Source organism: uncultured Ruthenibacterium sp. (assembly GCF_963558415.1).
GTDB lineage: Bacteria > Bacillota > Clostridia > Oscillospirales > Ruminococcaceae > Ruthenibacterium.
The window spans coordinates 37,083-58,595 of the sequence record NZ_CAUWGY010000009.1 but is presented as its reverse complement, the minus strand read 5'-3'; the positions used below and the strand labels follow the sequence as shown (position 1 = coordinate 58,595).

General features: G+C 55.8%; 19 protein-coding genes. 10 read left to right on the top strand and 9 right to left on the bottom strand.

What is annotated here, in order from left to right; genetic code table 11:
• From AB5H98_RS03010 to polA, 4 genes are all read right to left on the bottom strand, one after another.
• A partial coding sequence (locus AB5H98_RS03010) for a tRNA (adenosine(37)-N6)-threonylcarbamoyltransferase complex transferase subunit TsaD (protein ID WP_367924437.1) occupies positions 1-606 on the bottom strand: 606 nt, incomplete at its 3' end.
• 15 nt (positions 607-621) lie between these two features.
• Positions 622-1,086: a hypothetical protein gene (locus tag AB5H98_RS03005; RefSeq protein ID WP_367924436.1), complete on the bottom strand. Its 465-nt coding sequence runs from the start codon at positions 1,084-1,086 to the stop codon at positions 622-624.
• A gap of 4 nt (positions 1,087-1,090) precedes the next feature.
• Positions 1,091-1,522 (bottom strand): ribosomal protein S18-alanine N-acetyltransferase, encoded by a 432-nt coding sequence (gene rimI, locus AB5H98_RS03000; RefSeq protein ID WP_367924435.1) that lies wholly within the window; start codon positions 1,520-1,522, stop codon positions 1,091-1,093.
• Complete coding sequence (polA, locus tag AB5H98_RS02995; protein ID WP_367924434.1) at positions 1,519-4,044, bottom strand: DNA polymerase I; 2,526 nt, start codon at positions 4,042-4,044, stop codon at positions 1,519-1,521. The genes rimI and polA overlap by 4 nt, the downstream gene beginning before the upstream one ends.
• Positions 4,045-4,141: 97 nt before the next feature.
• On the opposite strand from polA, the gene dusB reads away from it, so the two are divergent.
• A complete protein-coding gene (gene dusB, locus AB5H98_RS02990; protein WP_367924433.1) occupies positions 4,142-5,143 on the top strand; it encodes a tRNA dihydrouridine synthase DusB in 1,002 nt (333 codons plus the stop codon).
• A 3-nt stretch (positions 5,144-5,146) separates the two neighbouring features.
• Here the strand turns inward: dusB and yfbR are convergent, their stop codons facing one another.
• A complete protein-coding gene (gene yfbR, locus AB5H98_RS02985; RefSeq protein WP_367924432.1) occupies positions 5,147-5,857 on the bottom strand; it encodes a 5'-deoxynucleotidase in 711 nt (236 codons plus the stop codon).
• Positions 5,858-5,932: 75 nt separating this feature from the next.
• Here yfbR and AB5H98_RS02980 point away from each other — a divergent pair, with 75 nt between their 5' ends.
• The 5 genes from AB5H98_RS02980 (at position 5,933) to AB5H98_RS02960 (ending at position 12,973) form a co-directional block, all read left to right on the top strand.
• Entirely contained in the window at positions 5,933-8,305 is a 2,373-nt protein-coding gene (locus AB5H98_RS02980; protein WP_367924431.1) for a YfhO family protein, read from the top strand.
• Between the two features lie 10 nt (positions 8,306-8,315).
• On the top strand, positions 8,316-10,481 hold the full coding sequence (locus tag AB5H98_RS02975) for a Tex family protein (protein WP_367924430.1): 2,166 nt from the start codon (positions 8,316-8,318) through the stop codon (positions 10,479-10,481).
• 19 nt (positions 10,482-10,500) lie between these two features.
• Positions 10,501-11,916 carry an MATE family efflux transporter gene (locus AB5H98_RS02970; RefSeq protein WP_367924429.1) on the top strand — a complete coding sequence of 472 codons (1,416 nt, stop codon included), beginning with the start codon at positions 10,501-10,503 and terminating at the stop codon, positions 11,914-11,916.
• Between the two features lie 115 nt (positions 11,917-12,031).
• The gene (locus tag AB5H98_RS02965; RefSeq protein ID WP_367924428.1) at positions 12,032-12,568 is read left to right on the top strand and encodes a sigma-70 family RNA polymerase sigma factor; all 537 of its coding nucleotides are present in this window, start codon (positions 12,032-12,034) and stop codon (positions 12,566-12,568) included.
• Positions 12,569-12,694: 126 nt separating this feature from the next.
• On the top strand, positions 12,695-12,973 hold the full coding sequence (locus AB5H98_RS02960) for a zinc-ribbon domain containing protein (protein WP_349215108.1): 279 nt from the start codon (positions 12,695-12,697) through the stop codon (positions 12,971-12,973).
• An 87-nt stretch (positions 12,974-13,060) separates the two neighbouring features.
• Here AB5H98_RS02960 and AB5H98_RS02955 read toward each other — a convergent pair whose 3' ends face one another.
• From AB5H98_RS02955 to AB5H98_RS02945, 3 genes are read right to left on the bottom strand one after another with little or no spacing between them, the layout of a single operon-like run.
• On the bottom strand, positions 13,061-14,914 hold the full coding sequence (locus tag AB5H98_RS02955) for an ABC transporter ATP-binding protein (protein WP_367924427.1): 1,854 nt from the start codon (positions 14,912-14,914) through the stop codon (positions 13,061-13,063).
• On the bottom strand, positions 14,914-17,106 hold the full coding sequence (locus AB5H98_RS02950; RefSeq protein WP_367924426.1) for an ABC transporter ATP-binding protein: 2,193 nt from the start codon (positions 17,104-17,106) through the stop codon (positions 14,914-14,916). The genes AB5H98_RS02955 and AB5H98_RS02950 overlap by 1 nt, the downstream gene beginning before the upstream one ends.
• Positions 17,100-17,606, bottom strand: coding sequence for a MarR family winged helix-turn-helix transcriptional regulator (locus tag AB5H98_RS02945; protein ID WP_367924425.1), 507 nt, complete (start codon positions 17,604-17,606; stop codon positions 17,100-17,102). Before AB5H98_RS02945 ends, AB5H98_RS02950 begins: the two co-directional genes overlap by 7 nt.
• 200 nt (positions 17,607-17,806) lie before the next feature.
• Between AB5H98_RS02945 and AB5H98_RS02940 the strand changes: the two genes are divergently transcribed.
• Positions 17,807-18,637: a phosphatase PAP2 family protein gene (locus AB5H98_RS02940; RefSeq protein ID WP_367924424.1), complete on the top strand. Its 831-nt coding sequence runs from the start codon at positions 17,807-17,809 to the stop codon at positions 18,635-18,637.
• Positions 18,638-18,673: 36 nt separating this feature from the next.
• Here AB5H98_RS02940 and AB5H98_RS02935 read toward each other — a convergent pair whose 3' ends face one another.
• Positions 18,674-19,174: a hypothetical protein gene (locus tag AB5H98_RS02935; protein WP_367924423.1), complete on the bottom strand. Its 501-nt coding sequence runs from the start codon at positions 19,172-19,174 to the stop codon at positions 18,674-18,676.
• A gap of 120 nt (positions 19,175-19,294) precedes the next feature.
• Between AB5H98_RS02935 and AB5H98_RS02930 the strand changes: the two genes are divergently transcribed.
• From AB5H98_RS02930 to AB5H98_RS02920, 3 genes are all read left to right on the top strand, one after another.
• On the top strand, positions 19,295-19,933 hold the full coding sequence (locus AB5H98_RS02930) for a hypothetical protein (protein WP_367924422.1): 639 nt from the start codon (positions 19,295-19,297) through the stop codon (positions 19,931-19,933).
• A 167-nt stretch (positions 19,934-20,100) separates the two neighbouring features.
• Positions 20,101-20,418 carry a hypothetical protein gene (locus tag AB5H98_RS02925; RefSeq protein ID WP_367924421.1) on the top strand — a complete coding sequence of 106 codons (318 nt, stop codon included), beginning with the start codon at positions 20,101-20,103 and terminating at the stop codon, positions 20,416-20,418.
• Between the two features lie 32 nt (positions 20,419-20,450).
• Entirely contained in the window at positions 20,451-21,506 is a 1,056-nt protein-coding gene (locus AB5H98_RS02920) for a V-type ATPase subunit (RefSeq protein WP_367924420.1), read from the top strand.
• Positions 21,507-21,513: the final 7 nt, after the last annotated feature.

Sequence of the window (21,513 nt, the reverse complement as noted above, 5' to 3'; positions counted from 1 at the left end):
TACGTGGGGCGTGGGCAGGGGATAGGCCTTGGGGTTTCCGCCAAGGGCCGCCTTGCTCACCGCCGGCCCGCCGGGGTATCCCAGCCCCAGGGTGCGGGCCACCTTGTCAAAGGCCTCGCCTGCGGCGTCGTCCACCGTGCGGCCCAGCACCTTAAATTTTGTGTAGCTCTCCACCCATACGGTGTGGCTGTGGCCGCCGCTGGCCACAAGACACAAAAAGGGCGGCTCCAAATCCGGGCAGGTCAGATACAGCGCGGCCACGTGCCCCCGCAGATGATGCACCGGAATCAGCGGCTTTTCGGCCGCATAGCTGAGTCCTTTGGCAAAGTTGACCCCCACCAGCAGCGCGCCGATGAGCCCCGGTGCAAAGGTCACGGCCACTGCGTCGATGTCGTCCATGGTCAAATGCGCTTGGTCCAGCGCATTTTGCACCACGGCAGAGATATTTTCAATGTGGCGGCGGCTGGCAATTTCCGGAACAACACCTCCGTACAGATTTTGCTCCTGCGCACTGGAGGCAATGCAGGAGGACAAGAGCGTCCGCCCATTCTCCACTACCGCTGCACAGGTGTCGTCGCAACTGGATTCAATGCCCAATATTTTCATGCTGCTCTTCCTTCCTCATCCTTTGGCCGGCACAATTCCTTCGGTGTCCACGGCGTAATGGCGGTAATTGTCCGGGTCCACATACACCGGAAGCTGCGTCCGGTCGCCCAGAAACGGCGCGGGATCAAACCAGAACGCCTGGCTCTGAAACACGTATACGCACCCGTCCGCGGGGTTGACCGCCTGACAGCGAATGACCAGCGGGTACCGACCGTTGACACACACCCGCGTGTCGTATCCCACTTCCACAATGTCCGCCAGGATGCGCTGTCCCTCATCCAAAAGCCGCGCCCGGCGCCGGCGAATCTGACTTTGCGCAACCAGCAGGCCAATTCCCACCGCCAGAAAAATGCCGCCCAAAGCGCAAAAGACCAGCATGGGAGTAAAACTCAATTTGTACAATAAAAACAGTCCCAAAAATCCGAACACCGCGCCCAGTGCCGCAAAGATGCCGCCTACAATTTTCAACACAAGTTCCATTTTCTCACAGCTCCTTTGTCATCAGAACCGCATCGTCAGCGGGATTTCGGTAAAAGCCCCGGCGCAGCCCTGCCTCGCAAAACCCAAGCGCTTTGTACAGTGCCCGGGCCGGCACGTTTTGACTGCGCACTTCCAGATACACCCGTTTGGCCCCCTGGCTTGCCAGATGGGAAAACATCCAGCTTAGCATGGCCCGGGCGATGCCTTGGCGGCGAAAAGATGCATCCACGGTCACCGCGTACACAGACGCCTCGTCCAGCACCAGTCCGCACAGACACAGTCCCGCAATCCGCCCCTCGGCCTCGGCCACACAGCAGTGCCCCTGTGCCAAGGTCTGCCGGATGGATTCCTCGCTCCAGGAGTCCGGCACCGTTGCCTCCAGCGCGGCGGCCACCGCCGCGTCCTCGGGGCGCATGCCCCGCACCGCGGCGCTCATCCCTTGGCGGCGTACCAGGTGTCGCCGCTGTTCACATCCGCAACCAGCGGCACCGAAAGATCCGCTGCCTTGCGCATTTCTTCGCCCAGGATACGGGCGGCCTGTTCTTTTTCTTCCAGCGGGCACTCCACGATCAGTTCGTCGTGTACCTGCAAAATCAGCCGGGCGCGCAGCCCCTCGTCCCGCAGACGGCGGAACACCCGCACCATGGCCAATTTGATCACGTCCGCCGCCGTGCCCTGGATGGGCGTGTTCAACGCCATGCGCTCGCCCTGCGCCCGCACGTTGAAATTGCTGGCCGCCAGCTCCGGCAGCGCCCGGCGCCGGCCGTACAGCGTGGCCACGTATCCGTGCTCCTTGCCAAAGGCCACGGTGGCGTCCATGTATTCTTTCACCTTCGGATAGGCTCCCAGATAGGCGTGAATAAACGCCTCGGCCTCTTTCACCGAGATGCCCAGATCCTGAGACAGGCTGTAAGCGCCCTTGCCGTAAATGATGCCGAAGTTGATGGCCTTCACCGAGGAGCGCATGGCCGGCGTCACCTGCTCGGGCGCAACGCCGTAAATGCGGGACGCAGTGGCCCGGTGAATGTCCTCGCCGTCGGCAAAGGCCTGGCGCATGTGGGCGTCCCCCGAGATGTGCGCCATGATGCGCAGCTCGATCTGGCTGTAATCCGCGTCCAGCAAGGTGCTGGATGCAGGCGCGATAAAATACCGGCGGAACCGGCTGCCCAGCTCGGTGCGCACGGGAATGTTCTGCAAATTCGGCTCGTTTGAGGAAATGCGTCCCGTGCGGGTCTCCGTCTGATTGAAGGTGGAGTGAATGCGCCCGTCCGGCCCAATCACCTTCAAAAGTCCTTCCACGTAAGTGGAGTTCAGCTTCTGATAGGTGCGGTACTGCAAAATGTGGTCGATGACCGGGCTGTATTTGCGCAGGCTCTCCAGCACTTCCGCGTTGGTGGAATAGCCGCTTTTCGTCTTTTTACGGGTGGGCAGCCCCAAGTCCTCAAACAGTGCCTTTCCCAGTTGTTTGGGGCTGTTTACGTTGAATTCGTACCCCACTTCTTTGTAAATGGCCGCAAGCTCTTCGCTCAAAGCGGTTTGCAGCTCCTTGCCGAAGGCCTCGATGCCCTCTTTGTCCACCTGAATGCCCGTGTATTCCATCTGGGCCAGCACCTCGGACAGGGGCAGTTCCATGTCGTCCAACAGTTTCTCCATGCCCTGGTCTGCGCAGCCCTGGCGCAGCACCCCGCACAGAGGTTCCAAAACCGCCGCCTCGGCCGCCTCGCACGCAAAAGCAGCCTTCACTCCGTAGGTCCCCGCCAGATGGGCGATGGTGTACTCGCTGGCGGATGGATTCAAAAGGTAAGCGGCCAGTTTGGCGTCAAATACGATGCCCTTGGCCTGCCGGTGGGCCGTCAGCGCAGCTTTGTAAAAGAGTTTGGCATCAAAACATTCTTTGTGAATGCTTTCGTCGGCCAAAAGATCCAAAAAAACGGGAGAATCTATACTAGAAGTATAAACCTTGCCTTGATTTACAATAATGGGGGCGTCGCCCTCGAAATAGAGGAACACCGGTCCCTTTTGCAGCGCGGGCAAAGGCAGCAGTTCCACCTGGGGCAAAGGCTCCGCCTGGACAGCCGGAACATCGGCCTTGTCCAGATGCAGTTTTTCCAAAGTCGAGTACATCTCTAGCCCGGTCAACAGGGCACTGGCTGCGGCGGCGTCGGGCTGGCTTTTTACATACGTGCCGGCCTCGGTGGCCACGGGCGCGGCCCGGTCAATGCGTGCCAGGGCAAGGCTCATCTCGGCCTGTGCCTTGTCGCGCACCAGTTTTTCGCGCACGCCTTTTTTAATGCGTGCATCGTCCAGATTTTCGTATACTCCCTCCAGGGACCCGAAGGCCTGAATCAGGGCCAGCGCAGTCTTTTCGCCCACGCCGGTCACGCCCGGAATGTTGTCCGAAGTATCGCCCATCAGGCTTTTCACGTCGATGAGCTGCCGGGGCGACACACCGTATTTCTCCTGTACAGCGGCCTCGTCCATGGGGATGGTCACGCTCTTTCCCATCTGGGTGGAAGCCAGCAGCACGGTGGTATGGGGCCCGATGAGCTGCAAAGAATCCCGGTCTCCGGTAGCCAGTACGCACTCATCGCCCCGCGCTTCGCACGCGGCACTGAGGGTGCCCAAAATGTCGTCGGCCTCGTAGCCCTCACAGGTGACCATTTGATAACCCAAGTCGGCCAAAAGCTCTTTCAAAACCGGCATCTGATCGGCCAGTTCCTGGGGCATGCCCTTGCGCTGAGCCTTGTAGCCGTCGTACAGTTTGTGGCGGAAGGTGGGCGCCTTCAAATCAAAGGCGATGGCCACTTCGTCCGGGTTCTGCTCGGCCTGCAGTTTCAAAAGAATGTTCATAAAGCCCACCAGGGCGTTTGTGTAGCGGCCGTCCTTTGTGGTCAGCAGCTTGATGCCGTAAAAGGCCCGGTTGACGATGCTGTTTCCGTCCAGTACAAGAAGTTTCAAAGCGAGACCTCCGATGTTTTAGGTTGATGGCCGCACAGCGCGGCAATTTGAAAATATTATACCATAAATCATGAATATATGATACAATAATTAAGTTATGGAAAAGTTTGCGAATACAATTCAATTGGGGTCCTTGACCCTGGCGCCCGGTGCGGCGCTGGCGCCCATGGCGGGCGTGACCGACACCACCATGCGCATTTTGTGCGCGCACCACGGCGCAAGCTGCACTGTCAGCGAGATGGTCAGCGCAAAGGCGTTGACCTTTGGAGACAAAAAAAGCCCGCGGCTGATGGCCGGGGGCGGCGGGGATGCACCTTATGGCATTCAGTTGTTCGGGGCCGAACCACAGTCTATGGGCGAGGCGGCGGCCATGACCGCCGGGGGCAAATATCACGTGCCCTTTGACTTTTTGGACATCAACATGGGCTGTCCGGCGCCGAAGATCACTGGTTCCGGGGCTGGGTCGGCACTTTTGAAAGACCCGAAGTTGGCCGGGCAGGTGGCCCGGGCCGTGGTGCAGAATGCGGGTTCCTATCCGGTCAGTGCCAAAATGCGCATCGGCTGGGACATGGATACGCTCACCGGCGTGGAAGTGGCCAAGCGCTGCGAGGACGCAGGCATCGTTCTGTTGACGGTGCATGGACGCACCCGGCAGGAGATGTACAACCCGGGCATCCACGAAGAGGAAATTGCAAAGATCAAAGCAGCGGTGCGCATTCCGGTGCTGGCCAACGGTGACGTGACCAGTGCCGAGAGCGCGCTGGCTTTGCTGCGCGCCACAGGCTGCGACGGCGTGGCCGTAGGCCGGGGCGCCATGGGCAACCCATGGCTGTTCGGCCAGATTCGCGCGGCGCTCTCAGGGCAGCCGATTCCGCAGCCGCCCACCCTGAACCAGCGGTTTGCCACTTTGCGAAAACACATCTACGACATGTGCGAGGACAAGGGCGAGCGGGTGGCCATGCAGCAGGCCCGCACCCACGCGGCCTGGTACATGCACGGGTTGCGGGGCGCCGCATCTTTGCGCAGAGAGTGCTGTTCCATGGTCCATTTCACCGATTTGGACCGGGTGATCGAGCACGCCTGGGCGCTGCAAGAGTAACGGTCATTCGGCGTGTTCGCCCGAACTCAGCTCGTCCAGTGTCCAGTGATAGCAAGGCAGCATATGGGCCATGAAATAGTTGGCTTCAGGACAGTCCATCTCGTCGATGGCCGCTTCCTGTTGGGCTTTGGCACCGCGAAATTCCCGGTTGCCAGAGCGCTCTTCGTCGATGCACTTGAGATAGGCGGACAGGCGGTCGGCGGCTTTCAAAAGCTGTTTTTCCTTGTCGTTCAGCACTTCGCCGGTCAGATAGCCGGCCATCTCCGGCTGCAGCGCCTCGGGCAAGAGCCCGGCGATGGACAGGGCCGCGTCTTTTTCCAGCGCCTTGTAGGCTTTGCGCAGGGATTCGGTCTTGTATTTGACGGGCGTGGGCATGTCGCCGGTCATGATCTCGCTGGCGTCGTGGTACAAAGCGGCCACGGCCACGGTTTCCGGACGCACATTTTGGCCAAACTGTTTTTGAGCGATCAGGCACAGGGTGTGGGCCAAAATGGCCGCATCGGCTGTGTGCTCGCTGAGGGTTTCGGTGCGGGCCGAGCGCATCAGGCCCCAGCGGGAAATGTATTTCATGCGCGCCAAAAGCGCATTGAAGGGATATACTTTCACGGGAAGATTTTCCTGCCTTTCTTCGTTTATTGTATAGAAGGCGGCCGCGGCCGCTTTTCTTTGCCTGTGGGGCGCATCGTTCGATGTGCAGACTTGCAATGCGGCCACCACAAAACCGCATTTCCAAAGCCGAACGCGTCGGCTTTGGGGTTATTATAACACAACAACCGGGAGTATGTGCGAATGAAAACTCTGAAACGTGAAAATCTGGGTAATGGGTATCTCTTTACCTTTCTGATTTGTGTGGCTACGGCCGCGCTGATTTACCTTCCTTTTGTCATCATTGACAAGGGACTGTTCCAGTACTGCGGCGATTTCAACTCGCAGCAGATTCCGTTCTATGCTTATATGAACGATTTTGTAAAAAATTCCGCCGGCCAGTGGAGCTGGGAAACGGACCTTGGTTCCTCGGCGGTGAACTCCTATTCCTTTTATTTGCTGGGCTCGCCCTTTTTCTGGCTGAGCACGTTGTTCCCGGCCAAGGCGCTGCCCTTTTTGATGGTTCCGCTGCTGATTTTGAAATTCGGCGTGTGCGGCCTGACCGCCTATATGTGGCTGCACCGCTATGCAAAAACCAAAAGTTGGGCCGTCATCGCCGCGTGCCTGTACGCCTTTTCCGGCTTTACGGTGTACAATACCTTTTTCAACCACTTTGTGGACTGCATCGCGTTGTTCCCGCTGCTTTTGTGGGCGCTGGACAAGTATATGTACGACGATGTGCACGCGCTGTTCCCGGTGACTGTGGCGCTGAACTTAGTCAACAACTATTTCTTCTTTGCCGGGCAGATCGTATTTTTGTTCATTTACTTTTTCGCAAAGCTGTCCTGCCGCGCGTACCGCATCCGGCCGAAAAAGTTCTTCCTGCTGGCCTTTGAGTCGCTGTTGGGCGTGGCCATGGGCTGCGTGCTTTTGTGGCCTGCGGCGCTGAGTTTGATGGACAATCCCCGCACCGTGAGCATGTCCGACGGATTCGGCCTGCTTTTGTACGGCCGGGTCCAGCAGTATTTTGCCATTTTCACCTCGCTGTTCCTGCCGCCGGACCCCACGTATCTGCCCAACATCTTCACCGACGCGGTCATCAAGCACACCAGCATGACCGCTTATCTTCCGGTGGTTGGCTTTGTGGGCGGCATGGCTTATCTGCGCTGCCGCCAGAAAACGAGCTGGAAGCGCATCCTTTCGGTGTGCTTTTTGATGGCCATGGTGCCGGTGCTGAACTCTTCGTTCTATGCCCTCAATTCTAGCTATTACGCCCGCTGGTACTACATGCCCATTCTAATTTTGTGCGCCGCCACCATGCACGCGTGTGAAGATGAGGACATCGATCTGCAAAAAGGTTTCCGGCCTGTGGTCGCCATCACGCTGGCCTATGCGGTGTTCGCACTGGTGCCAAAAGAAGAGGACGGCGTCTGGAGCATCGGCGTGGTGCAAAATCAGGCCCAGTTCTGGCTGTCCTACCTGACGGCCATTCTCGGTCTGCTGCTGTTCTACGGGGTGCTGCGTTTTTGGGGGCATGACCGCCGCCGCATGACCTCTACGCTTTTGGCAGTGATTTTGGGCTTTTCGGTGTTTTACTCGGTGGTGCACATCAGCCTTGGAAAATTCCCTCAGTGGGAAGGAGACAAGAATTACCGCTCCGAGTGTTACGAGGCGGCCCAGAACATCGACTGGCCCGACGACAGCTTCTACCGGGTGGACACTTACGATTGCTTTGACAATTTAAGTTTGTGGATGAAACGGCCCACACTTTTGTGTTTTAACAGTACGGTTTCGCCGTCCATCATGGAGTTTTATCCCAACTTGGGGGTCAAGCGGGATGTATCCTCAAAACCGGACCATGAAAAATACGCTCTGCGCGGGCTTCTGGGCGTCAAGTATGTGATGATGCCTCATGACAGCACCGCCGAGTTTGAGGAGAAGTACGGCTCCTATGGTTACACGTATGCCTTCAGTGACGATACGTATACGTACTATTACAATGAAAACGAACTGCCCATGGGCTTTGCCTACGATAAATACATTCTCATGGGCAGTGATTCCGAAGAAGACGCAAACAACGACCCCAATACCCTTCTGGGCATGGCGGAGGCGGACCGGGCCAACATGCTGGTGCGGGCCATTGGCCTGAGCGAGGAGCAGGCCGAGACCTACGGCCATCTCATGGAGCCCGTGACAAACGATGACCGCATGAATCTGGATTACGACGGATACGTCTGGGATGTGAATAAGCGCCGGACGGAGGCCGTGACGGACTTTGAGGCCAACGGCGAGGGGTTCACCGCGTCCATCGAGCTGAATGCCGATAATCTGGTGTTCTTCAGCGTGCCTTACGACGAGGGCTGGAGCGCCACGGTCAATGGCGAAGAGGTAAAGGTGGAGAAAGTTTCCGGCGGCATGTGCGCAGTGCTGTGCAGCGCCGGGCAGAACCATATCGAGTTCCATTACAGTACACCGGGCCTGCGGGCCAGCTCCACCGTAGCGCTGACCGCGCTGGCTGTTTGGGTGGTGTACACAGCCGCCGTGCTGATCCGCCGCAAAAAGAAAAAAGGAAATTGAGGAAACGATTATGACCAATTACGCACAGATCCTTGCGAAAGAACTGGAACTGGACCCGGCCCGCGTACAAGCGGCCGTGGATTTGATTGACGAGGGCAATACCATTCCCTTTATCGCCCGCTACCGCAAAGAGGCCACCGGAAGTATGGATGACCAGAAGCTTCGTCAACTGGACGAGCGGCTGAGTTATCTGCGCAAACTGGACGAGCAAAAACAAACGGTGGCCAACTCCATCACAGAGCAGGGCGCCATGACCGATGAAATCGCCGCGGCGCTTGAAAAGGCCCAGACTTTGGCCGAAGTAGAAGACATCTATCGTCCTTATAAACCCAAACGGAAAACACGGGCCAGTGTGGCCAAGGCCAAGGGACTTGAGCCTTTGGCCGTCCGCATTGCCGAGCAGCACACCGGCGACGACCCGTCGGTATTAGCGGCTGATTTTGTAACCGACGAAGTGCCCGATGTGCAGGCTGCTCTGGCAGGTGCCCGGGACATTCTGGCCGAGAACATCTCCGACTCCGCCGACATTCGCGCCGCGCTGCGCAACTTTTACACCGCCACGGCGCTGGTGGTCAGCAAGGCCGCCAAAAAAGACGAGGACAGCGTGTATTCCGGGTATTACGACTATTCGGAACCGGCCTCCAAAATGGCGGGTCACCGGGTCCTGGCCGTGGACCGGGGCGAGCGCGAAGGATTTTTGAAAGTCAGTGTGGAAGTGGAGAGCGTGCGCGCGCTGGATCTGGTGTACCGGCGCACGGTGAAAAACGATTCTCTGTGCGGCCAGCAGGTGCGCGAGGCCGCGGCCGACGCCTATGCGCGTCTGATTCATCCCAGCCTGGAGCGGGAGATTCGCGCGGGCCTGACAGAGAAGGCCTGCGAGGGCGCCATCCGTGTGTTCTCCAAAAATCTGGAACAGCTTTTGCTCCAGCCGCCCATCAAAGGCAAGGTGGCTTTGGGGCTGGACCCAGGCTATCGCATGGGCTGCAAAACCGCCGTGGTAGACCCCACCGGCAAGGTGTTGGATACAGCAGTCATCTATCCGGTGCCGGAATTTAAACGCGTGGACGAAGCAAAGCGCAAGGTGAAAGCGCTGATTGAAAAGTACGGCGTGGAGATCATCGCCATCGGCAACGGCACCGCCAGCAAGGAAACGGAAATTTTCGCTGCCGAGGTCATTCGGGAGCTGGAGCGTCCGGTCAGTTACATGGTGGTCAGCGAGGCGGGCGCCAGCGTGTATTCCGCATCCAAACTGGCGGCCGAGGAGTTCCCGGAATACGACGTAAACCTGCGCAGTGCGGTGTCCATTGCCCGCCGCCTGCAGGACCCCTTGGCCGAGCTTGTCAAAATCGATCCCAAGGCCGTGGGCGTGGGCCAGTATCAGCACGATATGCCGCCGGCGCAATTGTCCGCCGCGCTGGATGGCGTGGTGGAGGCGTGCGTGAACACCGTGGGCGTGGATTTGAACACCGCGTCGGCGCCTCTTTTGAACCGTGTGGCAGGCCTGACCGCCGCCACCGCCAAAAACATTGTAAAATACCGGGAGGAGAACGGCGCATTTACCACCCGCAAACAGCTTTTAAAGGTGTCCAAACTGGGACCCAAAGCTTTTGAACAGTGCGCGGGCTTTCTGCGGGTGCCCGGGGCCAAAAACAAACTGGACGCAACTGCCGTTCACCCGGAGAGTTATGCCGCGGCGGAAAAATTGCTGGAAGTGTGCGGGTTCTCTGTGCAGGACATCGGTACCGACGCAGTACAGACCCTGCCTCAAAAAGCAAAGGAGATCGGTCTTTCCGGTCTTGCCCAGCAAATCGGCGTGGGTGTTCCCACCCTTGAGGACATCATCGCGGAGATTTTGCGTCCCGGCCGGGACATGCGCGACAGCCTGCCCAAACCGCTGCTGCGCACGGACGTGATGGATCTGAAAGATCTTTTGCCCGGCATGGAATTGAAAGGCACCGTGCGCAACGTCATTGACTTTGGTGCCTTCGTGGACATCGGCGTCCATCAGGACGGTCTGGTGCATATCAGCCAAATTTCAAATCGGTACATTCGCCACCCGGGCGAGGTGCTGAAGGTGGGCGACGTGGTCACCGTCTGGGTGCTCAGCGTAGATGTGGCGAAAAAACGTATTGCCCTGACCATGAAACAGCCGAAAGGAGAACAAAAACAAGCGTAAAAATCAATAAGGAGGATCTATGGTACAAACCTTAAAACATCATTTCATTTTGGAGCGGCGTTTTTTTGCCTCGCTGCTCGCAATTTCCGTTCCCATCGCCTTGCAAAATATGATCAGCTTTGGCGTAAACCTGATGGATAGTGTGATGCTGGGCAGTTTTGGCGATGTGGCCATCAGTGCGGCCAATGTGGGTGGCCAGCCTTTTTCCATTTTGATGTCCATTGGTTTCGGCCTGTCGTCGGGCGGCGGGGTGCTCATCGCCCAGTACTGGGGCCGCAAGGACACGGACAGTATTCGAAAAGTAATGCGCATCAGTATGCAGCTTGTCTTTGTGGCCGCTCTGGCCATGACGGCCATCTGTTTGCTGATTCCGCAAACCATTGCGCGGCTGTACACGAAAGATGAAGCCATTGTACAGGCGGCCGTGTCCTATTTGACTTTGGTGGTTTTTTCATATGTGCCATACAGTGTTTCCAACAATTACATGATGAGTTTGCGAGCGGTGGAGCAGGTCAAGGTCAGTGCCGTCATCTACGCCATCAGCTTTTTTGTAAACGTGTTTTTCAATTACGTGTTTATTTTCGGTGCCTTTGGCGCGCCGCGGCTGGAAGTGCGCGGTGCGGCGGTGGGTACCGTGCTGGCCCGCTGCTCCGAACTTGTGATGGTGCTGATTTATATGTACCGCAAAGAGCGTGTGGTAGGTTTCCGTCTGGGCGATTGTTTGCGCAAAGAGCGGGAAATGTTCCCAAGTTATATTGAGCACAGCATGCCGGTTTTGGGAAACGAGCTTTTGTGGGGCGTAGGTTTTTCCATGATCAGCGTCATTATCGGGCAAATCAGCAGCGTGTTTATGGCCGCGTACAGCATTGTGGGTATTTTGAACCAACTGGCGTTTGTCACCTTGTCCGGCGTTGCCAGCGGGGCGGCGGTCATCACCGGAAAAGCAGTGGGTGAGGGCAGTCGTGCCCGAGTGCAAAAAGTAGCCAATACGTTGTTGCTTTTGGCAATAGGGGTCAGCGTGGTGAACTGCGTGTTCCTGTTGGTGATTGGACCGTTGTTTTTGAGCTTCTACCACGTCAGCGCCGAAACCCACGCCGCGGCCTCCTCTTTGATTCGTGAGTTGGCGATCCTGCAACTGGTCATCGGTTTTGACGTCACATGCATCGTGGGCGTGCTGCGTGGCGGCGGCGATACGCGGTTCGCTTTTTATAACGAGTGCGGCACGTTGTGGCTCATTGCCATTCCTCTGGGCTTCTTGACAGGCATTGTTTGGAAGCTCCCGGTGACGGTGGTGTATTTGTGTCTGCGCAGTGACAGCATCTTTAAATCCATCTTTTCGTTTTTCCGGCTGCGCAGCGGAAAATGGATTCGCAATGTCACCGTACGCGAAATGGCGGTGGAGCGCGAACAAACAACTGGAAATGTTGCCCAATAGCCGCCGGCTTTTCTTTGTGAGGATGCTACAAAGTTCTGCCAGAAACCGGATTTTACTTGACTTTTAAGCCGGGGCTGGTAAAATGAGAAACATAGCACGCATACGGGGAAATAAAATGGAAGATTCCGAACTCAAATACAAGCTGTGCCGTGCCCGCGCGGGGGATGAACCGGCGCTCGCGGCGCTCATCACCTGGCAGATGCCGGCCATTCGTGCTTTGGCGTCTCGTGCGGTGTGTCCAGGGCTTGCTTTTGACGATGCGGTACAGGAAGGCCTGATTGGTCTTTTCCACGCCATCGAGAACTTCGATGCCGACGGCTGCGCTTCCTTTTCCACCTATGCCAATGTGTGCGTACAAAATGCCATTACCGATGCGCAGCGCGCGGCCACCCGCCGCAAGCATGCGCCGCTGAATGAGTCCGTCCCTTTGGATGCAGAGGGACAGACTCCTGGTCCGGAAGAACAGACCGAGGCGCAGGAAGCCTATTCCAGCATGCTGCACAGCATTGCCACGCGTCTTTCGGCCAGGGAAAAACAGGTGCTGGCGTTGTTTCTGGACGGGTGCAGTTACGGTGAGATCGCCGCACGGCTGAATCTTTCACAGAAAGCTGTGGACAATGCGCTTCAGCGGGTGCGCGCAAAACTCAAATAATGTTTCCCGGACGCGGATGCGTCTTCATATGCCCTTAGTAGCTTAAAGTCAGAGCGTTGGTCCCAGATCAAAGGTGTCGGTTTAAATCCTTCCGCGGGCAAATACTAATGAATGGAGATACCCATTATGTTCGAAGACAAAACCTTAGTATGCAAAGATTGCGGCCAGGAGTTCGTGTTCACCGCAGGTGAGCAGGAGTTCTATGCCAGCCGTGGCTTTGAGAACGAGCCGCAGCGCTGCAAAGCTTGCCGCGATGCCCGCAAGAATGCCACCCGTGGCACCCGCGAGATGTTCACCGCTGTGTGCGCTTCCTGCGGCAAAGAGGCCCGTGTGCCTTTCAAACCCCGCGAGGATCGTCCTGTGTATTGCAGCGAGTGCTTCGCCAAGATGAAAGAGCAGGGCTAATCTCTCTTTTGCATCAAAAAGGACCGCTTTCAAAGCGGTCCTTTTTTAATAAAATGAGCTCCGGGCAATGCCCGGAGCTCATTTTTCTTATACAGCTTCGTCGTCGGGTGTGGCGAACTGGCTGTTGTACAATTCGGCATAAAAACCGCCCTTGGCCAGCAATTCTTCGTGGTTGCCGGTTTCCACAATGTCACCGTCCCGCATAACCAGGATGATGTCTGCATCACGGATGGTGGAAAGCCGGTGCGCAATGATAAAGCTGGTGCGGCCCTCCATCAGGTGGTCCATGGCCTTCTGAATGGCGATCTCCGTGCGGGTATCCACGCTGCTGGTGGCCTCGTCGAAAATCAAGATCTTCGGGTCGGAAATGATGGTGCGGGCGATGGTCAAAAGCTGTTTTTGACCCTGGCTGATGTTGGTGGCATCCTCGTTCAGCACCGTGTCATAGCCGTGGGGCAGCGTGCGCACAAAGTGGTCCACCTGAGCGGCCTTGGCCGCGTTCAAAACATCTTCATCGCTGGCACCCAGCCGGCCATAGCGGATATTTTCCCGAATGGTGTCGTTGTAAAGCCAGGTGTCCTGCAACACCATGCCGAACATATCACGCAGATCGTTGCGGCGGAATTGCTTTACGTTGTATTTGTCCAGCAGAATCGCACCGCCGGACACATCGTAAAAGCGCATCAGCAGCTTGACCATGGTAGTCTTGCCTGCGCCTGTGGGTCCTACGATGGCCACCTTCTGGCCGGGTTTGATGATGGCGGAGAAATCGTTGATGATGGTCTTTTCCGGCACATATCCAAAGTGCACGTGAGCAAAGTCTACCTCGCCTTTGACCACATCCACCGACAGGGGCTTTTCAACGTCGGGCGTCTCTTCTGCTTCTTCCAAAAACGCAAATACACGCTCGGCCGCAGCCGCAGTCTGTTGCAACACGTTGGAAATGTTGGCGATTTGGTTGATGGGCTGGGTGAACTGGCGCACATACTGAATAAAGGCCTGAATGTCACCAACGGTGATGGTGCCATTCAAAGACAAAAATCCGCCCAACACACAAATCCCAACATAGCCCAGGTTTCCGACAAAGTTCATCAAAGGCATCATCATGCCGGACAAAAACTGGCTCTTCCAGGCCGCGTTGTACAGCCGGTCGTTCAGTTTGTCAAAAGTGGCCAGACTGTCCTCTTCGCCGTTGAAAGCGGAGACGATCACATGCCCGCCGTACATCTCTTCCACGTGGCCGTTCACATGGCCCAGGTATTCCTGCTGCTGCTGGAAATAAGGCTGGCTGCGCTTGACCACGTTCATAACGATTACAACGCTCACAGGCAGAATGCATAGGGCTACTAAAGTCATCACCGGGCTGATGGAGAGCATCATGCACAAAACGCCCACCATCATGGTCACGTTGGAGACGATTTGAGAAAGACTCTGGTTCAGCGTCTGGGTCACCGTGTCTACGTCGTTGGTGATGCGGCTGAGCACCTCGCCGGACTGCACCCGGTCAAAATAAGCCAGGGGCATGCGGTCGATTTTGTTGCTGATGTCCTTGCGCATGGAATAGCTCAGTTTGGTGGCCACACCGGCCATCACCCATCCCTGAATGTAGCTCAGCAGTGCACTGATCAGGTACAAACACAGCAAAAAGAGCAAAATTTGGGCAATGGCCTCAAAATCGATGGTGCCCGTTCCCGTGAGCAGAGCGATCACACCTTCAAACAGTTTGGTGGTCGCCTGGCCGAGAATCTTCGGTCCGAAGATGGAAAAGATGGTGGAAGCCGCAGCGCACACCAGCACCAGTATGATGCTGGGCAAAAATTTGCCCAAGTACGCCAGCAGTTTTTTCATGGTTCCTTTGAAGTCTTTGGCTTTTTCGCCCGGCATCATTGCGCCGGGGCCGCGTCCACCGGGGCGCGGGCCTTGATTTGCACCGTGTGCCATTATGCCAATTCCTCCTTTGAAAGCTGACTTTCCGCAATTTCACGGTAGGTCTTGCAGGTTTTCAACAGTTCTTTGTGGGTGCCGATGCCGGCCACGCGGCCCTCGTCCAGCACTACAATCTGCTGGGCGTGCATAATGGTGGACACGCGCTGTGCCACCAAAAGCACCGTGGCGTTCTCGGTGTATCCCGCCAGCGCCTTGCGCAGCTTGGCGTCGGTTTTGAAGTCCAGCGCCGAGAACGTGTCGTCAAAGATGTAGATGGGCGCCTTTTTCACCAGCGCACGGGCAATGGAAAGCCGTTGGCGCTGACCGCCGGACACGTTGGTACCGCCCTGGCTGATGGCGGTGTCAAACCCATCTTCCAACTGATTGATAAATTCAGTGGCCTGGGCCACATCCGCCGCCCGGCGCAAAGTCTCGTCACTGGCCTCGTGGTCCGAGTAGCGCAAGTTCGATGCCACGGTACCGGAGAACAAAAGTCCCTTCTGAGGTACGTAGCCGATGGCGTCGCGCAACTCGTGCTGGGTCAGATCCCGCACATCGATGCCGTCGATGGTAATGCGGCCTTCGCTCACATCGTAGAAGCGGGGAACTAGGTTTACCAGCGTGGATTTGCCTGAACCGGTGGACCCGATGAAAGCTGTGGTCTGGCCCGGTTTTGCAGTGAAGCTGATGTGTTCCAGCACGTTGGCGTCTGCGCCCTCGTAACGGAAGCTGACATCCTCAAAGCGAATCACGCCTTGGGGCTGAGAAGCAAGATGTTTGGGTGTTTCGGGGTCCTTAATGGTATTCTCCGTGGTGATGACCTCGTAAATACGCTCGGCGGAAACCGTGGCGCGGGGCACCATAATGAACATCATGCTGATGAACAAGAAGCTCATGATCACGTGCATGGCGTATTGGATGAATGCCATCATGTCGCCTACCTGCATATTGCTCTCGGCGATCTGGTGGCCGCCGAACCATACGATCAGCAGCGAGACGCCGTTCATCACCAGCATCATGAAGGGCAACATGGTGGCCATGGCACGGTTTACAAACAGAGTGTTGTTGGTCAAATCCCGGTTTGCCTTGTCAAAGCGTTTTTGCATGAAGTCCTGGTTTGCAAAAGCACGCACGACCATCATGCCCGACAATTCTTCGCGGCTGACCAGATTCAGACGGTCCACCAGTATCTGCATTTTTTTGAAACGGGGCAGTGCCACGGTGAACAGCATCAAAATCAGTCCCAGCATCAAAATCAGAGCCAGAGCCAATACCCATGCCAGAGATACGCATTTGGACAGGCCCATAATCAAGCCGCCGATGCCCATAATGGGGGCAAAACACATCATGCGAAGGCCCATGGACAAAAATGTCTGCACCTGGGTGATGTCGTTGGTGGTTCGGGTAATCAGGCTGGCCGTGGAATACTGGTCCATTTCTGCGTTGTTGAAGTGGGTGACCCGTTCAAACACTGCGTGACGCAGATCGCGTCCCACGCCTGCACCCATGCGCGCCAAACAGAATCCGGCGCCGATGGCACAGCAGGTCAAAAGGATCGCCAGTCCCAGCATTTTGGCGCCGGTGCCGAAGATATACCGGTTCTGGATGGCGTCTGTATCTGCGCCAAGCTGTACGTAGAAACTCTTTGTGAACACAGCGGCCGTTTGATCCAGCATCATGTCCGGGGTAACCGCCGCTGTGGCAATGGCGTCGTCGATTACATCCTGAGGAATCTGCGCCAGCATGGGCAGGATATCGCCGAGTTTGGACATGTCCATGGTTTTAGACTCGGCATCGCCAAAACTTTGTCCGCTCTGTTCCAGAACCTGCAGAAAAGCGTAGGAAGAACGGCTGAACGCCGCACAGGCGGCCTCATCGTCACCGGTCAGTGCCAGTGTGTTTTCATCGGCATTCGGGTACGTTTCGTACAGCTTTTGTGCCTGGTCCAATTCCCCAAAAGGGGTGTAGGCCGCGTCCACCGCCGCTTGGTCCTCTTGAGACATAAACTGTTTCATCAGTGTCATGGCGTCGGCGTCGATGGCCTCAGGCGCCGCCTGGGTAATGCCGCCCTGCTGAATGCCCACATTGACGATGTCACTCATCATGTTGGGCAGTTCCAATTCCAGCATTGCCTGGCCGAACAGCAGCAGAACTGCGGCCAGCAGGAAGCCCAAATATGGCTTCATATACCGCTTCAGTTTCAACATGTTTGACTCACTCCTCCATTTTCGCCGGCCGACGCATCCAATGCGGCCGCAAATTGTTCCAGCAAATCCAAAAGCAGATCCAAATTGTCGCTGCCCAGAATGTCGGTGGCGGCATCAATGCGTGCCCCCATATCTCGTTTGGCCTGTTCCAAAAGCAAAATGCCCTGGTCGCTGATTCGGATGCCGGACACGCGCCGATCCGATGGATCGGGCACTCGTTCCACATATCCCATGCTCTCCAGTCCACTGACGCGCTGGCTGATAGACGGCAATGCCTGCCCCATTGCTGCGGCCAGTGCAGAGAGCGTCATAACCGAACGGTTGGGCTGCGTGCACCCTTGTTGCCCCAGCATGGGCATTTTTCCGTCGTTTGCCAAAACCATCAAAGTGCGGAATTGCGCTTTGGTCAGATCCGGACAGGGACGCAGATTCTGCCAGACTTTGCGCATCCGATCCATCACGGTGAACAGCCGCGTGGGCTGCGAGACATCCTGATTCAAGATGGAAACTTCCTTTCGTTGCCTAATAGTTAGCATAGCTAATGATTAATGTACCAAAGTATATTATGCGATTTTTTGGAAAAAGTCAACGGATAAAGGGCAGATTTCACAACTTATTCAAAAATTTTTTGGTGATTCTTTCTGGATTGTATCCTTTAGAATATGATATGATGAAAAAAAGAGTAGAAAGAGGAATTTATATGCACAAACGACCCGTTGCATGGGTTTGGGGGCTTGTTCTGTTCGCGTTGGGAATGGCGGGCGGCGCAGCCTGGGATCTTGCACTGAATCATGCGATCTATGCGCCGAATTTTTATCCGGCCATCTGGATGGAGTGTTTTGGGTATTATCCTTTGTATCTGCCGGCTCTTGTGTGGCTGTGGCTGAGCGGCACAGGCGCGGTGCGCGTAATGGCGCGTCTGGCGAGTTTGGTCGGCGCGGCAGCGCTGTTTGCCGTGTCTGTGAACAATCTGCAAAAGCGGGGAATTGACAACGGAGTGCTGCACGCGGCAGCGGTATGGATCGTTCTGTTGGCGCTGGCTTTATGGCTGGCCCGGACATTGGCGCGCAGTGGACCGGAACTGAGCGGCCGCCTTCGTACGGCCATGGGATGGGCTGTCGTCTATATGGTTCTGGACAATGTGTGCATCAATGTTTTGAAACTGGTGTGGAATCGCGCGCGGTTTGACGAGATGCTGGCGACCGGAAATTTTGACGCCTTTACCTCCTGGTTCGAACCTTTTGGCAACGGCGGGTCCAGTTTCCCTTCGGGCCATACAGCGGCTGCCTGCGGTATTTTTGCTCTGGTGCTTTTGTGCGACGTGCTGCCGGCTTGGAATCGACGCAGAACCGCGGTCTGGGCGGTGTGCTGGTGTTACGTGGCAGGCATGGCCGTCTCTCGATTGATGATGGGGCGGCATTTCCTCAGCGATACGCTGGCCGCAGCCTTTGTGATGAGCCTGCTGCTTTTCGGTTTGCGTACCAGCAAAGCCTATCAAGACAGTCTGCATCGGTTCGATCACGAGACATAAAAAAAGAGCCTGTTAAAAACAGGCTCTTTTTGTTTTTCATCGCACTTGAAGGGAAAAGTAATACTGAATATATCCGCGGTTGCCCCATTCGGCCAAAATTTTATAAACATAGGTACCGGGTGTGGCCGGGGTGTTGAAGGTTCCGTCCGATGCATCGGTGAGTTCCAAAAATTCTGTGGAGCTTGTTCCGGACGCACGCAGCACTTTCAATCCAGATGGCTCTTTGGAGAACAAAAGTTTCAGTTCTGCCTGAGACGATACATCCAAGGGCACCAGCGGCAAATCGTTTTCTGCCAGTTGGGGAGCCCGGCGTTCCACTGTGGTGAAAAAGTTCCACTCATAGCCCGCACGGTATAAAAAGCCCTCCTGGCTAGGCGGGATTTGCGTACCGTTGTATTCAATACTCAAAATGGGAAGAGCAGATTCCGGGTCCTGGGTGTCCAGCGACTCTTTGATAAACATGGTGATGGCTGCGGCAATCACCAGCAAAATTGCGCCGATCAGAAGTTTGCGCAGTGCAATTCGGGAAATTCTCATAAAGCGAAGCCCTCCGGCTGTGTATTCTTTTTTATTATATATCGGAGCAAATGAAAAATCCAGTGCAGGAAACGAATAACCCATAAAGGTGAGGGCATAGAATGCACCGAGGTGTTGAAAATGCAAATGGAAAAAACAGACAACCTTTCGGTGCGCCGTTTGAAACGGCATGAGATACCAGCAGCGCTGTTCCTTTACAGCCGGTTTGGGCGGGACGGTGCTTTCGCGGCAGCGTGCCTGGATGCGATTTGCAAGCAAGGCGAAGTGTGGGGCGGATTCACTCAGGGGCTTCTCAAGGTGTGCGGTGCATTTTGCCCGGCATCGTCGGACAATCCTCAAAGCGAGGCATTGAGAAAAGTTTATCCAGACGTTCGCTGGCATCTTATGGCGGTGGCGTCGCTGGATAGCGGAATCGTGGAATCGTTTCTCAAGGTGCTTCAAGCAAGATGTGCGCAAGTCGAGCCAGACACCGGCGCCTGGACGGCAGTGGTGCCGGTCAAGACGGGAGAAAGCCTTCTGCCCGGGTATATGGCCGCCGGCTTTGAGGCACATTTGGTTCGTCCGCTTTATCAGTTGAGACCGCATTATCTTTTGCGCAAAACGGCCGGCAGACCGCCTGTATGTGAAGTGCGCGAAATGCCGGCTCGAGATACTTATCCGGTCTCACGAGCGTTGGAGGACGGTTTTGCGGCAGATCGAATTTTTTGGCGGCAGGATATACGTTGGCTCGAACTTTATCGTCCGAGAGGAGAATCGTAGGGAATTTGTGCCAGGCAAAAATTTTGTGTGCCGGGGTTGCTTTTTTAAATAAAAAAGAGTATCTTATGTCTATCAATTGCTTGTTATAAATTTGTCAGTTGTAAGACATTTTTCGGCCCGCACGCAGTTTTGCGCGCGGGCCGGAATATAGGATGGAGGGGTGCAAAATGGAAGCTTTTGTTGATTTGATCATGGAGACCGACCGCAAGGCCAGAGCGTTGATTGATCAGGCACAGGAAGAAAAAAAGCAGATTTTGGCCGGTGCCGAGAAACGTGCCAATGCGGAATTGCAAAAGCGCCAGGCAGTTCTGGAACAGGGCAAGCGAGAGGTGGACGCTCAGCTTGCTCAGGACACCCAAAAAGAACGGGAAGAGATGGACAAGGCTTATCTGGATGCAAAACATGCGCTGGATGCCACCTTTGAGGAAAATCGCGAACATTGGCTGGATGAGATCCAGCGGGGTATTTTGGGCGGACAAGCCTGAGAGCCATTCGCGGGAAAGGAGCGTGAACGGGCATGCTGGAAAATCAATCCGCGTTGGCGGTTGTGCCCAAGGCGAAGGCGATTGCTGCCCGACGTCTGACCAAAGAGGACTATGCGGAACTGGAACGCAAGCGCAGTGTGCTGGAAGTGACGGCCGCTTTGCAAAGTCATCCCTACTTTGCGGACAGTCTCAAAGGGCTTTCTTCCATGAACCTGCACCGTGCGCAAATCGAAGAAGCGCTGCGCAAGGATATTTTTTATAAATATGAATCCTTGATGCATTATACGTTTGATAAAAAAGGAAGTTTTGGCACCTATTTTCTCATGCGCTGTGAGATCACAGAACTTTTGGCAAAGATTCGGCTTTTGAGCATGGGATTCCGCCATCATTACATTGTTCAGTTGCCGGGCTTTCTGGCCAGCAAAACCAGTTTCAGTTTGTTGAAATTGGCAAAGGCAGAGACCATTGAGGAGTGTGTGCCTGTTGTGGCAGGTACGCCTTATGCCAAGGTGCTGGCTGCGGTCATGCCGCCCAAAGGCAAGTTGCCCGATTATCTTTTGTGCGAACATGCTTTTTGGAACTATTATTATGTCACAGTGGTGCGTCAGATCGAACGCAGCGTGCCCGGTCGTATCAAAGCGGACACAAAGCGGTTGTTTTTGCAGCAGGCGGAGATTTACAATTTGGATCTTTTGTATCGGGCCAAGGCTTTTTACAATGAACAGCTTCCGCCGGCCAAATTGCGGGAACTTTTGTTAAACGTGACGTACATTCTTCCCCAGAAAAAGTTGTACGAACTGGCAGGCGCCCGCGATTTGAAGGAGTTTTTGCGTTTGTACAACGATTCCCGGGCGCGGAAAGTGTACGGAGAAAGAACGGACGAGTTGGACAAGCCTTCGGATATCGAGGCGGATAGGGCGCTGTACCATTCGGCGGAGCGGCTTTTGCATTTTTCCTGCACGCCGCAGACGGTGCTTGCCGCCACGCTGTGTTTGGCGGATATCCAGCGCAGCAACATCATCAATATCATCGAAGGTGTTCGCTACGGTCTGCCGGCCGCGCAGATCAATACGTTCCTCAAGTATTGAAATCAAT

Excerpts from the sequence above, each read along its gene's own strand:
- AB5H98_RS03005 (WP_367924436.1), bottom strand. The coding sequence starts at position 1,086 with ATGGAACTTGTGTTGAAAATTGTAGGCGGCATCTTTGCGGCACTGGGC.
- rimI (WP_367924435.1), bottom strand. The coding sequence starts at position 1,522 with ATGAGCGCCGCGGTGCGGGGCATGCGCCCCGAGGACGCGGCGGTGGCC.
- dusB (WP_367924433.1), top strand. The coding sequence starts at position 4,142 with ATGGAAAAGTTTGCGAATACAATTCAATTGGGGTCCTTGACCCTGGCG.
- AB5H98_RS02980 (WP_367924431.1), top strand. The coding sequence starts at position 5,933 with ATGAAAACTCTGAAACGTGAAAATCTGGGTAATGGGTATCTCTTTACC.
- AB5H98_RS02975 (WP_367924430.1), top strand. The coding sequence starts at position 8,316 with ATGACCAATTACGCACAGATCCTTGCGAAAGAACTGGAACTGGACCCG.
- AB5H98_RS02970 (WP_367924429.1), top strand. The coding sequence starts at position 10,501 with ATGGTACAAACCTTAAAACATCATTTCATTTTGGAGCGGCGTTTTTTT.
- AB5H98_RS02965 (WP_367924428.1), top strand. The coding sequence starts at position 12,032 with ATGGAAGATTCCGAACTCAAATACAAGCTGTGCCGTGCCCGCGCGGGG.
- AB5H98_RS02960 (WP_349215108.1), top strand. The coding sequence starts at position 12,695 with ATGTTCGAAGACAAAACCTTAGTATGCAAAGATTGCGGCCAGGAGTTC.
- AB5H98_RS02955 (WP_367924427.1), bottom strand. The coding sequence starts at position 14,914 with ATGGCACACGGTGCAAATCAAGGCCCGCGCCCCGGTGGACGCGGCCCC.
- AB5H98_RS02950 (WP_367924426.1), bottom strand. The coding sequence starts at position 17,106 with ATGTTGAAACTGAAGCGGTATATGAAGCCATATTTGGGCTTCCTGCTG.
- AB5H98_RS02940 (WP_367924424.1), top strand. The coding sequence starts at position 17,807 with ATGCACAAACGACCCGTTGCATGGGTTTGGGGGCTTGTTCTGTTCGCG.
- AB5H98_RS02935 (WP_367924423.1), bottom strand. The coding sequence starts at position 19,174 with ATGAGAATTTCCCGAATTGCACTGCGCAAACTTCTGATCGGCGCAATT.
- AB5H98_RS02930 (WP_367924422.1), top strand. The coding sequence starts at position 19,295 with ATGCAAATGGAAAAAACAGACAACCTTTCGGTGCGCCGTTTGAAACGG.
- AB5H98_RS02925 (WP_367924421.1), top strand. The coding sequence starts at position 20,101 with ATGGAAGCTTTTGTTGATTTGATCATGGAGACCGACCGCAAGGCCAGA.
- AB5H98_RS02920 (WP_367924420.1), top strand. The coding sequence starts at position 20,451 with ATGCTGGAAAATCAATCCGCGTTGGCGGTTGTGCCCAAGGCGAAGGCG.